The sequence below is a fragment of the Streptococcus sp. Marseille-Q7156 genome, assembly GCF_965119495.1.
Map to the genome: position 1 here is coordinate 834386 of NZ_CBCPLU010000001.1, position 15273 is coordinate 849658.

Genomic DNA, 15273 nt, shown 5'->3' on the forward strand with positions numbered 1-15273 from the left:
TTAGTCACCTAAACCGCTAAAATCAACTTTAGGAACTGCCTTTTCCTCTTCTGGTGTTTGAAGGAAATCTGCTGCTTTAAAGCCAAACATTCCAGCGATAATATTGCTTGGGAAAGTTTCTAATTTTACATTGTAGTTGCTGACAACACTGTTGTAGAGTTGACGGGAGTAAGAAATTTTATTTTCTGTGTTTGTCAACTCCTCTTGCAATTTAACAAAGTTGGCACTAGCTTTCAAATCTGGATAGCTTTCTGCAACTGCAAAAATACCTGAAACCTGACGAGTGAGGGCATCACTAGCTTTCATAGCTTCTGCTGGTGAAGTCGCTGCTGCCACTTGGTTACGCAGTTCTGCCACCTTTTCAAGGGTAGAACCTTCATATTTGGCATAACCTTTTACAGTCTCAATCAAGTTTGGCAAGAGATCATTTCGACGTTTCAACTGAACATCAATCTGACTCCAAGCCTCCTTTGTTTGCATACGATTCTTAACCAAACCGTTATAGCTAACGATCACAAAAATAACAACAAGAGCTAAAACTCCAAGAATAATCCAAGTCATTATATAAGTCCTTTCTACTTTTAGATTAGTACCAGTATATCAAATTTTTAATGATTGTGGTAAAATAAGATGATACTAAAGAAGGAAATAACTATGAAACCAGAAACATTTTACAACTTGCTTGCCGAGCAAAATCTTCCACTTTCGGACCAGCAAAAAAAACAATTTGAACGTTATTTTGAGCTCTTGGTCGAATGGAATGAAAAAATTAATCTAACAGCTATTACAGACAAGGAAGAAGTTTATCTCAAACATTTTTACGATTCGATTGCACCCATTCTTCAAGGTTTGATTCCCAATGAAACTATCAAACTTCTTGATATTGGAGCTGGGGCAGGATTTCCTAGTCTGCCGATGAAAATTCTCTATCCTCAGCTTGATGTGACTATCATTGATTCGCTCAATAAGCGCATCAACTTCCTCCAACTTTTGTCTCAAGAACTGGATTTGGACGGTGTTCATTTCTACCATGGACGTGCAGAAGATTTTGCCCAAGACAAGAATTTCCGTGCTCAATATGATTTTGTAACAGCTCGTGCGGTTGCCCGTATGCAGGTCTTGTCTGAATTGACTATCCCCTACCTTAAAGTTGGCGGAAAACTATTGGCACTCAAGGCTAGCAATGCGCCTGAGGAATTATTAGAAGCTAAGAATGCCCTCAACCTCCTTTTTAGTAAGGTCGAAGACAATCTCAGCTACGCTCTACCTAATGGAGATCCGCGCTACATCACAGTGGTAGAAAAGAAAAAAGAAACACCAAATAAATATCCACGTAAGGCTGGTATGCCCAATAAACGCCCACTTTAAATTTTTAAGTAAAAAAATATTTACAAAGTTTGTAATTTTTGCTATACTATCACAAGCAAAGGTTTTTAATGTCATCCCGTGAGGTGACGAAGACGCAGAAATATTTGAAACTCTTTAAAGTCTAGATTTTAAAGAAGTCTTACTCTGAGGGCCTATTGCTGTAAAATAATGGGCTCTTTTTTGATGCCCAAAAGTGAGGTTTATATGAAACAAGAATCAACTGTTGATTTGTTACTAGACGTTGACCAACGTCCTTCAGCTGGCAAAGGAATTCTCCTTAGTTTCCAACACGTTTTTGCCATGTTTGGTGCGACCATTTTGGTACCATTGATTTTGGGAATGCCTGTATCTGTTGCCCTTTTTGCTTCGGGTGTTGGAACACTCATCTACATGATTTCAACTGGTTTTAGAGTTCCAGTTTATCTAGGTTCTTCTTTTGCCTTCATCACAGCAATGTCTCTTGCTATGAAAGAAATGGGTGGTGATGTATCTGCTGCTCAAACAGGGGTTATCTTGACTGGTTTGGTCTATGTCCTTGTGGCTGCTGGTGTTCGTTTTGCAGGTACAAAATGGATTGATAAACTCTTGCCACCAATCATCATCGGACCTATGATCATCGTTATCGGTCTTGGACTTGCAGGTTCAGCTGTTACCAACGCTGGTCTTGTAGCTGATGGGAATTGGAAAAATGCTCTTGTAGCAGTTGTTACTTTCTTAATTGCTGCCTTTATCAATACAAAAGGAAAAGGCTTCCTACGAATCATTCCATTCCTCTTTGCCATTATCGGTGGTTACCTCTTCGCGCTAACTCTTGGTTTGGTTGACTTTACACCAGTTCTAAAAGCTAACTGGTTTGAAATTCCTGGTTTCTACTTACCATTTAGCACAGGTGGTGCCTTTAAAGAATACAATCTTTACTTTGGTCCAGAAACCATCGCTATCTTGCCAATCGCTATCGTAACAATTTCTGAACATATCGGTGACCATACTGTTTTGGGTCAAATCTGTGGCCGTCAATTCTTGAAAGAACCAGGACTTCACCGTACTCTTCTTGGTGACGGTATCGCAACTTCAGTTTCTGCCTTTCTTGGTGGACCAGCCAATACAACTTACGGAGAAAATACAGGGGTTATCGGTATGACTCGTATCGCTTCTGTCTCAGTTATCCGTAACGCTGCTTTTATCGCGATTGCCCTCAGCTTCCTTGGTAAATTCACTGCCTTGATTTCAACCATTCCAAATGCTGTACTTGGTGGTATGTCAATCCTTCTCTACGGGGTTATCGCCAGCAACGGTTTGAAAGTCTTGATCAAAGAACGTGTTGATTTTGGTCAAATGCGTAACCTAATCATCGCAAGTGCTATGTTGGTTCTTGGACTTGGAGGAGCTATCCTTAAACTCGGTCCAGTTACACTTTCAGGTACTGCCCTATCAGCCATGACAGGAATCATCTTGAACTTGATCTTACCATACGAAAATAAAGATTAAGAGACTTGACACAGAAAGAGAATGAACAAAAACGAGCTTCTCTTTACTAACCCCAAAAAGTTGCACAAATAATTATTGAAAGGATTTAGTTCTGTACTGCATAAGACTAAGTCCTTTTATAATAAAATGAAGCAAAACAGTACATAATGTGGTATCGTCAATTGAAACAAGGACAAGATAAAAGAGCCTCAAAAAAAGGTATTGCAACTTGGCAATACCTTTTTTGAGGTGCTTTTTGAAAGCCATCAAATGATGACTTTTCAGAGGGAGCAAAAAACTGTTCCCTTTATATTCTAAACATTTAAATGTCTTTTTTAAACAGTTGGTTAAAGAAACCGTCTGTATTTTTAAGAAGGGCTTTGAATACCTTAGATTTAAGAGCTACAGTATGAGAGAAGTCATCTGTTTTTTTCAAATCTTCTTCGACTGCTTTATCAAATAAAGGCCTTAACTCATCATAGTTACTGATATGGACGCCATCAATATCGATACCTTCAAAGCCTTTCTTAGCTTTAGCAAGAACCTCCTCGTACCAATGTCTCTTCCACTCTTCAAGTGTCTTGAACTTGTCTCCAGATACTTTCTTAATAATAAAGTCATCGCCTAGCAAACCTTTATTTTCTTTAATAGCCGCATCTTTGTATTTGTTAGATACATAACTAGTGAAACCTTTGTCATATCCATAATAACCCCACATGCGGAAGGCATTGTGTTTGAATGATAATGAACCAGGAGCTCCAAGACTAGTATTGCCACCATAAATACCAGCCATCATATTGACGTTTACATATGCTGAGTTGACAGCATAATCTTCAGGGCGATAACGTCCGTTACCTGGATTTCCATGTTTCGTCATGAAGTTATTATCCACTAAATCATTGACGCTAGATAAAGTCATTACCTTTTCTTCACCTTTCAAATCACGGACACTATCCCATTGGTTTGGACCTAAAAGATCATTGTACTGAATCTTAGAGCGCATTTCTTTGTCAATCTTCTTGAACCACTTACTATTGTCTCCTTTAATTTTAGGAAGTACAGCATCAGCTTCTACATGATCAAGCAGCATCATAGCTTCATTGTAGTTTCTCATGTAGCGGTCAATGTCATCACGTGTCTTTAATTTGTCAGGATCTGGGTTGTACCATTGGTTACCATCATTTGGACGATGGTAAGCCATATTAATTCCAAGTGCGCCGTATTCACCATTAGTCGTTGAGCTGTCAGGTGTTTGCAGCATACCTTGTGCATAGGCTTCTGCATTTGTACCAACACGTTGACTGTATCCTCCGTAATAGAGCATTCGGTCATTGACGTGTGTTGTTTCATGTGTAAATGCTGAAATACCAAATTGTGATATTAAATCGGTTACCATAAAGTAAACTTGGTCATTATTGTTTGCACTATCGTAAATACTTGCCATCGCTCCCATGGCTCCATTTGTTGCGTGGAATTTGCCAGTTGGACCATACAATTCTCTAATAGGTCTGATAATTGCCCCGTTCTTTCCGTATCCCATGCTGTTGGCACCGTCGACTCCATGGTAGTTTTGGTTATCCCAAACTGGTGTCGGTACCATATTTTGACTCTTAAGAAGTCTATCACGAACATTAGGTAGAGCTAATCTGGACCAGAAATCTAAATAAGTTTGTTGAGCATGTGCAACTTCATCAATCTTAGTTTTGAACTCATTACGAGCTTCTTCTGTATGTTTTCCATATTTCTCAAATGAACTGTACGCCATCGTGTTATATGTTGAAATTAAGAACATATGGGCATTTTTAAGAGTTAATAGAGGTAGGATCATACGTCCATGAACACCATTATCTAAACCATCGAATACACGGTGACGTTTATCTTTCAACTCTGTATTTGTTGTCTTAGGTTCTGAAACATATACATTTTTAGCAGAATGGATAAACCAATCGTTAATATCTTTATCCTCAGTGAACAAACGCATGTTGTATTCTAGGAAGTTACGAAGACTACCTTTACCAGTATTACTTGCAATGATTTCACGATAAGCATCCTGAGTTCGGTCACCCTTTAAGTTCTTCTCACTAGACCCGATGTTAATCAAGCGATCTAACACACTTGGTGTTTTACCGTAGAAGTCAGGTTTAAATATCATAATGTCTTTGATACTCATGCTGTTGTCAGTATACTTAATGTTATAGTAACGATTCAAGTAAGATAGAGCCATCATGATTTTCGCTTTGTTGTCGTCAACTTTCTTTACAAGTGCTTTCATCGCAGCTTCGTCACTATTTAATTGATGGTCTTCGTTTTCGACTAAAGCTTTCACAAATTTATCAAGATTAGCTTTAACATCAGCAAAGCTTTCTTCTAGATACAAATCAGATGGATTTCCAATAATTTTACGAACATCTTGCGAATCGTATGTAACTGAACCTAACTTCTCTTTCACATCTGCAATCAGTTTCACACGGTCTTTCTCAACCATATTTGGTGTATAAACAACGTTTTGTCCAGCGATGGCATATTCACGAACTTGTTTCACTTTAGAATCAGTATTCTTAGTAACATCCATTTCTTCCTTAGTACCATCCGCATAGTGAACCATAATCTTATCAATATCTGACAAATCAGTTACAAAATGTCCGCCTTTCATACCCGTAACAGAAAGAACTTCTTTCTTAGCTAAGTTTGAATCTTCTGCAAGTTTGTTACCTTGGTTGACAATCCATTCTTTGTTATAAAATGGTTGAAGTTTCTCAATATTACGATAAGCCAAATCACGTTCGGATTTGTAGTCTTGAGTTGATTTGTATTCCTCTGATTTTGGTGCTGTACGGTTAAGCGTATCTTCAGGAAGAGCACTAATTTCAAATCCACTAGCTGTTATATTGTACCCTTTAATTTTCTTATTAGCTTCTTCTAAACTAATTTCTTTAACACGTTTAGAACGTTGATATGAAGAGGCTCCTGTACTCATATCACGAACAACGAAATCATTTTCAAGTCTATTACCTGAGAAGTAACCACCTTCGTCATCTATATTTCTTGAACCATAGAAGATCTCACCTTTAGAAACTTTCACCATTGATACGTTATCTTCAATTTGCCCTAATACCCAGTTAGAACTGATAAACCCACCAACATCAACTGGATTATCAATGTCAATTGTACCTTTAGCAACTGAATGACGAACAGAACCCTCTTTTCCTACAGTGAAATTATCCATACCATTATCAGATTTCGCGACAAGTCCAGCAGCTCTAGCTCGTTTACCTGTGATTGTTACATCAGCATATGCTCTATCTAAGTTACCTTTCCAAATTTCACCAGCAATACCAGCTAAATTCCAATCACGATCACCAACAGCCTGCAATTTACCGATAAATGCTACATTTCTTAACAGGCCACCACGATCAATCTTATTAACAATACCAGCAATACTATTGTTTCCAAGAATGCTACCAGTAACCTTGATATTCTCAACTGTCGCATTTTTAACAGTCTTAGCAAGTGCTGAAATATCATTAATCCAAGGCATATTGATATTAACGTTTGCTAAGTTAATATTTTTAACTGAACCACCTTCGATACCACCGAATAATTGACGTTTCATGTTATGAATTGAATACTGGTTACCTTCTACACTGGTCAATGTACCTCTAAATGTCCCAGGTACATATTCTTTATTAGGCGTTGGTACATTTTCTGCATTCAAATCTGCACCAATTTTAAATGTACCGTTTTTATTAACATTCATAGCGTCTACTAAATCTTTAAAATTATAGTAAACATTATCAATCTTGGGACGAGGTTTTTCAATGTAATGAATGTATTCATTTCTAGTCTTAGATGGATCAACATGTTGAATTAAATCTTGAGCGGTTGCTGTAATTTTATAAAGTTCTTTTTCTTTTTCAGTTACTAACTCAATCTTATCAACTGCTAAACGTGTTACTTTATTATCACGACTAGTAATTTTTAAGTACATTTTCTTCACATCTTCATCTGAAGGTTTTTCAGTCATGAAATCACTAGGTGTTTCAGTACCATCGTCATTTACCTTCACTAAATTAGTAGATGCGATATTTTTAATTTCAACTTTTTTCAACTCTAAACGTAAAGGTTTTTCATCTAATTTAGATGTTTCATCACCTTCACCACGGTTGTAAGTCATTGTTGTTGCAATTTTATAATCTTTGAATAAATCCAAACCTTGAATAGCGTCTGTCAATTTTTCTTTAGATAAATCAACTCGCTTAACAACAGTGTCCCCATCTTTAATCTCAGCTATAATGCTCTTGATTTCAGCATTACCTGTATTTTCAAGAGTGTAATCCAATTTAGCTGAACGATCCATCGCATCTTCTGTAACCTTATCTAAAGTCAAAGTTGGAGCAACTTTTGACGTATATTCCGGCAACGCTGGTTGAACTGCCGGTTCTCCTTTTTCAGTCACAACAGCTTCTGGTAAGGCTGGTTGAACTGCCGGTTCTCCTTTTTCGGTTACAACAGCTTCAGGTAAGGCTGGTTGAACTTCAGGCTCACCTTTTTCAGTCACAACAGCTTCTGGCAACGCTGGCTGAACTGCCGGTTCACCCTTTTCTGTAACTACCGCTTCTGGTAACACTGGTTGAACTTCCGGTTCTCCTTTTTCAGTCACAACAGCTTCTGGTAAGGCTGGTTGAACTTCTGGTTCTACAAGGTTTGTACCTATTGGTTGCGTATAGTCAGGCTTCTCTGCTTTAGGAGCCTCGTCTGGAACAGTACCTACAGGTTCAGTGTATGCTGGTTTTTCATGAACTGCTGGTTCAACTAAATTACCGCCAATTGGACCTGTATATTCGTGTTTCTCATGAACTGCTGGCTCTACAAGGTTTGTACCTATTGGTTGCGTATAGTCAGGCTTCTCTGCTTTAGGAGCCTCGTCTGGAACAGTACCTACAGGTTCAGTGTACTCTGGTTTTTCATGAACTTCTGGTTCAACTAAATTACCGCCAATTGGACCTGTATATTCGTGTTTCTCATGAACTGCTGGCTCTACAAGGTTTGTACCTATTGGTTGCGTATAGTCAGGCTTCTCTGCTTTAGGAGCCTCGTCTGGAACAGTACCTACAGGTTCAGTGTACTCTGGTTTTTCATGAACTTCTGGTTCAACTAAATTACCGCCAATTGGACCTGTATATTCGTGTTTCTCATGAACTGCTGGCTCTACAAGGTTTGTACCTATTGGTTGCGTATAGTCAGGTTTTTCTACTTTAGGCGCCTCATCTGGGACTGTACTTACAGGCTCAGTGTATTTAGGTTTCTCAGCTTTAGGCGCTTCATTAGGGATACTTACCTGAGTTTCAGATACTGGAACATTCTTTGTCCCCTCATCCTTATGTTGAATTTCTGAAATTGCATCATCATCAAGGGATAAGTATCCAATATAACGATATCCAGCAATTTGAACTACTCCTTCATTACTTGGAGCTTTCAAAGGATTGCTTATATCGAGAGCTTGCATACTAGAAAGACTAATCAGTCCGATAGTAGTAACTAAGAACAAACTACTAACTTTTTTCTTTTTATGAACCAAAAGGACTAAACTACCAACAGCTAATAGACCTAAAGCTGTAAGCACAGAAGTCGATGAACCTGTTGCAGGAAGAGCTTCCTGCTGATAAATAAGAGCATAACTTGCTTCATTATCAGTAGGAATTCCTGCCTGAATCTTACTTTGTTCTTCCTTTGTAAGAGCGCTTTTTTCAACATAATGATAGGTAGAAGCATGGATGACTGACGGTGCAACCAAGACACTTCCGAGTAACACCGAACCAACAATCCCACAGATTTTTCGGATCGAAAATCGTTCTTTTTTAAATAATGACAAGCGTAATCACCTTCTTTAATTTTATTTCCTAACAGTAAACACTATTTTTTATTCTCAAAAATTGAACTTCTAAAATCATCGGTTTTATCTAGATAAGCCTTAAATATTGCTTTCTTCAACTTATGAACTGCACTGTCAGTCTCAGGATTATAGTTATTCCAATAATAATAATTACGTTCTTCTGCATCCTGTAGAACAGCTTCATCCATTAGTTGTTGTAAATCATTTACTCTTTGAATGGTCTTGGTGGCATTACTCATCCATGATTGAGTCGGATCTTTAAAAGTAACTTTAGTTAAATGATTAAACTGAGCAATGCGCTCTTGATACATAGCTTTTTTAAAGGCTGCCCAAGATAGATACTTACCATCAAATAGCTTTTCTAAAACAAGTTTATCTGTCACCAATCCTCGTTCTTTACCATAAATAGTTATTTTTTTACCATTTTGTTTAGCAAGGTCTTCATATTGATTTGAAATATATGGTACCATACCATCTTTAAAGCCTTTAGCAGCCAAGAGTTCATAAGCCATACGACGGCCCATCAAGTCGCCAGGTGTTCCTATATCACTACTTAATGCTGCATAAATCGGCGCAAATAATTTAATAGTGAAGTAGCCATTTCTTTCATATTCTTTAGACTTGTACTCACGAGCTGATAAGATATTATGGTCAATCAAACTATCAAAGTTAGTCAATTGTTGGGCCTCTTCTTCTGTCAATGTTTTGACTACGTTAGTGGCGTAAACCTCATTTCCATCTGCTGGATCTTTCACATACTTATTCTCAATTTTTCTGAGAGCTTCCATTTTCTGATAAACATTCAGTTTCTTAACGATTGATTGTCCTTCAAGATATTCCAACATATAAACGACATCAAACATATTGTGGACATATTGCTTCAAATCATCAGAGTTTTTAAATCTCGTAGTTGGATCAAGTATTTGTAATCGTTGTCCTTCTGTACTATCAGATTTTGAATGTTTCAAGATTGAGTTAATGGTAATGGTCGCATCATCTGGATGGTCTGGTGCTTGTAATAAGCCTTTAGCAAAGAACTCTGGTCCCAAGCCACTTCTTCGACCATAGCCACCAAGATAAATTTCCCTATCAGAGTTATGTGTCATTTCATGAGTATATGTTACCGCACCAGATTTATCTAACATACGATAAGCCATGTAGTAGAATGCGTCACCCGTTGCATATGCACCATTAGCATTGTGAACAACATTATTTCCAGCAGGGCCAAAGAAGTTTTTAATAGCTGGATGATTAGTTTCAAAATTAGCTTCTTGTAACTTATTATCTTTATCATTTCCAAATCTAAATGCATCATAGACTGGGACACTTCTAAATAATTTTTCTTTATTTTCTTTATCTAGAATTTTATACCAATAATCATAATGATCTCTAAATCGTTTAGCCGCTTCTTTTGCATTATCTTCTACAAATTTATTTAATTTCTCTCCCTTAGGATGTTCAGGACTTCTATATCTATCATAAGCACCAAATCCTATAGTTGAAATATTGGCGATCATAAATATCATTTTTTCTTCTGGTAAAGTTAATAACGGTAAGACCATACTTTGATATTTCCATGATGGACTAGTTAATCTATCATAAACACCTATAGAGTGTTCTGTTCCTTGTTCTGACTGCTTAGAACTTACTTCAGGAATAGTAGATTTTTCTTCAACTATATAAGCTTTAGATTGTTTTTTAAACCAGTCGTTATTAGAAGTAGTTGGTAGAAATACTTTTCTATAACCTTCTAATGCTTTAAATAAACTTTCAGTTCCATAATTTTTCGCTAATAATACATTATAAGTAATTACATTATTTTTCGCTAATAAATTATTAAAGCCAGACTTACCTAATTCAATAACATTATCTAATGCAGAACTATTAGACTTACCGAAGAAATCTAAATGATATAATACTAAATCTTTAGCACTCGCATTATCATATTTAAAATTATACCAACGTTCTAGATAAGTTAAACCTAGAAGTAACGCTTCTTTATTATTCTTAATTTTTTCTATTACATAATTATCAATTATTGAATTACTATTTTCAGCTATTGCCGCATCAGCAGAAAGAAGTTTTGATAAACTATCTTCAATGTTTGCTTTTGTTTTGTCGAATTGTTCATCTAGATATAATTCAGTTAATTTTATGTCATTAGAAATATCTAAGACATTTCTAACTCCAGCTGAACTATATTGAACAGATTTCAGGTCATTTAAAACAGCGTTTACAATATTATCATAATTATGCAACAGCGTATTAGGTGTGTATATTAATTTTGTATTAGCTATTTCATATTCTGCTACTTTAGAGAAATCTTGTAGATATTTTATATTTAATGTTTGAGAAGTATTATCTGAATAATGAAGTAACAGCTTATTAATACTAGCTTTATGTTTATTAATATCAGAAATTACTTCTTTCTCATGCATCGGAACTACAGACACAAGCTCTTTAGTAAATAAATCATTATTAGTGTCCACTAAATTACCATATTTAACAATTGTCTCTCTATTATAGAAAGGTAATAGTTTCTCAATATTTTTATATACTTTCAACCTAGAAATATCAGCATCTTTTAAATTTCTATAATCCGTTTTATATTTAGAAGAGAAGTTAAAGTCTTCTGTTTTAATATCATTTTTATGAACAAGTTCAGCTTTTTTCTCCAGAACTTTATTATTTTCTAATACAGTTCCTCTTTGCATTTCTGAATCTCTACTTAGTACTTCATCATCTACTTGTACTACATTGACTACCTTATTATTTTTATTACTATAAGTGTTAGTTGCTCTTATTCCTTTAAAATCATAACCAGCAATAGCATTACCGTTCGTAACATTAACGTCACTTAATACATTTGTAAGTTGACCTGAGTTTCTTTCATCTGATGATTCTCTATCCCAAAGATACCCTGCAACTCCTCCAACATAACCAAAATGTTTTACATTATTAAGATTTCCTTCAACATAACTATTACTAATTGTCGCTTTTTTATCAACAACACCTGCTATACCACCAACAACCTGGTCTCCTGTATTAGCATTTGTCGCCATATCGATAGATGAAATTGATCTATCAATCAAAGCACTAACTCCTGAAAGTTTTCCTACTAAACCACCTATTTGATAAGTAGCTCTTGTATCATAAGTATTCGTTATTCTACCAGTAAAACTACTATTAGAAATTGTAGAGTTAGTTACTTGTGAAACTAAACCACCCATGCTACGTTCACCAGCAATTACACCAGATGAGTGAACATTTGTAATTGTAGTACCATTATTCGCCTCTTTAGCAATTGTGGCAGCATCTTCTTTAGAAGAAACATTTACTTCTTTTATTGAAAGATCTCGAATATTAGCATGATTTAAAACATTAAATAACGGTTTTTTCAGATTATATATAGCATAGTTCTTATCATTGTTTGAACCTATTAATGTACCACTAAATTCGTGATTAATATAACTTTCTTTACCATCTGGAAGATCTACTTCACGAGCATCTATAGTCGCCCCTAGGCGGAACGTACCATGTGGGTTACTATTCATAGCATCTACTAGATTTTTAAATGATGTATAAACTCCATTTTCACTACTTACCGTCTTAGGTAGGTAGTAAGTATAATTTTCTAAAGTACTATTGTTTTCGTATTGAATTAAATCATTAGCTTGTCCTACAATTTTATAAACATCTTGATTATCTTTTCTAACGCTCTCAATACTCTTAACTGGCAACATAACATCTTTAAAGTTCTCTGATTTTACTTTCATAAAGTAATCAGTTGGAGTAGTTGGAACACTCGCAAGTGAAGTTACATGTCGATATTTATTATTTTCTACTGTATATAATTCCACGTTTGAAACATTTCTAAGTTCTAGTTTCTTGTCGACTTGTTTTTCTTCTTTAATTTTATCTTTAGGACGTTCCGCTTCCCCATTTGTAGGACTTGCCTCATTTTCATGTTTAGTCTCTTCTGCACTTGCTTGTTCGATTTTACCAGTATATTCTTTCGGTGCTTCTACTTTCTCTGGCTCGACTATCGCTCCAGCTTGTACACCTGTGTATTCTGGCAGTGGGGCTACTTGTTCTGGTTCAACTATCGCTCCGGCTTGCACTCCTGTGTATTCTTTTTGTGCTTCTACTGTTTCTGGTTCGACTATTGCTCCGGCCTGTGGACCTGTGTATTCTGGTAGGGGGGCAATCTGCTCTGGTTCAACAATAGCGCCAGCTTGTACGCCTGTGTATTCTTTCGGTGCTTCTACCTTCTCTGGTTCTACTATTGCTCCGGCTTGCACTCCTGTGTATTCCTTCGGTGCTTCTACCTGCTCTGGTTCTACTATCGCTCCAGCCTGAACTCCTGTATATTCTGGTAGTGGTGCTATCTGTTCAGGTTCACCTTTATCACTTACCACGGTATCTGGCGACTCTGGTTGAACCTCAGTCTCACCTTTGTCAGTCACAACCGCTTCCGGTAGCTCTGGTTGGACTGCTGGTTCGCCTTTTTCAGTTACAACTGCTTCGGGTAACGCTGGCTGAACTTCTGGTTCACCCTTGTCTGTAACAACTGCTTCGGGTAACTCTGGTTGGATTGCAGGTTCAACTACAGCTCCAGCTTGTACGCCTGTGTATTCTGGTAGGGGTGCTACTTGCTCTGGTTCTACTATTGCTCCGGCTTGTGGTCCTGTATATTCTGGAAGCGGTGCTATCTGTTCAGGCTCACCTTTATCACTTACCACAGTATCTGGCGACTCTGGTTGAACCTCAGGCTCACCTTTGTCTGTCACAACCACTTCCGGTAGCTCTGGTTGGACTGCAGGTTCTCCTTTATCGGTTACAACTGCTTCTGGCAATTCAGGTTGAACTTCAGGTTCGCCTTTGGCGCTTACAACTGCTTCTGGCAATCCTGGTTGAACTGCAGATTCAACTATACTACTGCCAATTGGGGCTGTATATGCTGGTTTCTCTGCTTTAGGAGCATCATCTGGAACTGTGCCTACCGGTTCAGTGTATTCTAGTTTTTGATGAACTTCAGGCTCACCTTTGTCGGTTACTACAGCTGCTGGTAATTCAGGCTGAATTGCGGGTTCAACAATAGCTCCAGACTGTACGTCTTTATGTTCTACACCAGTCTCAGGTTGTTCCTTTATAACTTGAGTTTTTTTAGTACCTTTTTCTACTATTCTTGGAACAGGCGCAGTTGTTGAAGTTGAAACGATTTCTCTAGAAACTTCTTCCTTGTTTATATAGAATATTCTGACAACTTCAACTTTCTTACCTAATTTACCTTCTTGTTTTACGCTTACAGTTCCTTCTGCTAAATTAGGATTCTCCTGGATTTCTTCTTGAAAATCTATTTTTGTTTCTATAGTTTCCTCGCGATATAGGAGTTCAGGTTTGTTCAACTGGCCTGATAGGACTTCATCCTGTGGATTTAATGTATTTACCCCAGTCTTTTCTTTTGGAGAAACCTTCTCGTCTTTCTTCGTTTCTAGATTCTTATGTTCTGATAATTGTTCTTGAGAATCTGAAGATTGTTGCACTTCTTTTCTTGGATTGGTTAATTCTGCAGAGAGAGTTTTTTCAACTACTTGAACTTCTGTCGGCTTAGTTGAAGAAACAGATGTTTGTTCCTGCATAGCTTGTACTGTTGATGGATTCTCGACAAAATTCGGTGTAACACTATAATCCACCTTTTGTTGATTTTTAGGAGTAGCTACTGATTTCTCTTGATTACTTACTTTAGATTCAGAAGTTATGTTTCCCTCTTTGATATATCCAACATATCTGTAACCTGAAATATCTTTAGGAAGAGGTAATTTTTCTCCTGAGATTAATTCATAGTCAGTATTGTAATTCAGTAAGAGATTATTTTCTAAAGCATGAGCTGAAACTAAGACACCATTTCCTATTCCTGCAACCAATACTAAATGTAATACTGTTTTATTCTTAACTTTTTTCTTAGAAACAGCAAAAATTAAAATCCCCAGAGCAGCTAAGCTAGCACCAGCAACTAGGGCTTGCATCTCATTCTTGCTTCCAGTATTTGGTAATTCCGACAGTTGATTTTGGGAATTTAACTTATAAACAAGATAATAAGTCTCATCATCATTCTCCATGTATGTCGGAATATCATAGACAAGCTGCTTCTTTTCATCTGATGACAACTCTGACTCTGTCACATATTTATAGTGAACACCTTTAGTCTCTTGAGCTTCTACAGATGAACTAGCTAATACAGACATAAAACATAAACTTGAAATCGTTGCAGATACAAGTCCTACTGATAATTTTCTAAATGAAAAACGCTGCTGTTTTTCACTAAAATACTTTTCCATTATTCCTCCTTGAAATAAAATTTAAAAATGTGTAAGGTAAACTTTATTTAGCTTGTTATCTTATAAAAAGGTAACATACTTTAATTATACTCTTAATTTACAAAAAAGTCTTAAAATTGCGTTACGCTTTCATACTTTGTTTTACGTGTAAAATACGAATGCGCAGGGTTTGAATTTCTTATAGTAGATTGAATCAAGAACAGC

Annotated in this window: 5 protein-coding genes; 2 read left to right on the forward strand and 3 right to left on the reverse strand. The window is 36.7% G+C overall.

The window, feature by feature from the left end:
• Positions 1–561 carry a LemA family protein gene (locus ACWPV5_RS04095; protein WP_000219846.1) on the reverse strand — a complete coding sequence of 187 codons (561 nt, stop codon included), beginning with the start codon at positions 559–561 and terminating at the stop codon, positions 1–3.
• A 93-nt stretch (positions 562–654) separates the two neighbouring features.
• Between ACWPV5_RS04095 and rsmG the strand changes: the two genes are divergently transcribed.
• Both rsmG and ACWPV5_RS04105 read left to right on the forward strand, forming a co-directional pair.
• Positions 655–1368, forward strand: coding sequence for a 16S rRNA (guanine(527)-N(7))-methyltransferase RsmG (rsmG, locus tag ACWPV5_RS04100; protein ID WP_023944292.1), 714 nt, complete (start codon positions 655–657; stop codon positions 1366–1368).
• Positions 1369–1572: 204 nt separating this feature from the next.
• Positions 1573–2856, forward strand: coding sequence for a uracil-xanthine permease family protein (locus tag ACWPV5_RS04105; RefSeq protein ID WP_031227914.1), 1284 nt, complete (start codon positions 1573–1575; stop codon positions 2854–2856).
• Positions 2857–3157: 301 nt separating this feature from the next.
• Here the strand turns inward: ACWPV5_RS04105 and ACWPV5_RS04110 are convergent, their stop codons facing one another.
• The gene (locus ACWPV5_RS04110; RefSeq protein ID WP_454382453.1) at positions 3158–8707 is read right to left on the reverse strand and encodes an SIALI-17 repeat-containing surface protein; all 5550 of its coding nucleotides are present in this window, start codon (positions 8705–8707) and stop codon (positions 3158–3160) included.
• 41 nt (positions 8708–8748) lie between these two features.
• Positions 8749–15069 (reverse strand): ZmpA/ZmpB/ZmpC family metallo-endopeptidase, encoded by a 6321-nt coding sequence (locus ACWPV5_RS04115; protein WP_454382455.1) that lies wholly within the window; start codon positions 15067–15069, stop codon positions 8749–8751.
• Positions 15070–15273 lie beyond the last annotated feature (204 nt).

Bases quoted from the DNA above. Each gene is read 5' to 3' on its own strand.
- ACWPV5_RS04095 (WP_000219846.1), bottom strand. From the start codon at position 561: ATGACTTGGATTATTCTTGGAGTTTTAGCTCTTGTTGTTATTTTTGTG.
- rsmG (WP_023944292.1), top strand. From the start codon at position 655: ATGAAACCAGAAACATTTTACAACTTGCTTGCCGAGCAAAATCTTCCA.
- ACWPV5_RS04115 (WP_454382455.1), bottom strand. From the start codon at position 15,069: ATGGAAAAGTATTTTAGTGAAAAACAGCAGCGTTTTTCATTTAGAAAA.
- ACWPV5_RS04105 (WP_031227914.1), top strand. From the start codon at position 1,573: ATGAAACAAGAATCAACTGTTGATTTGTTACTAGACGTTGACCAACGT.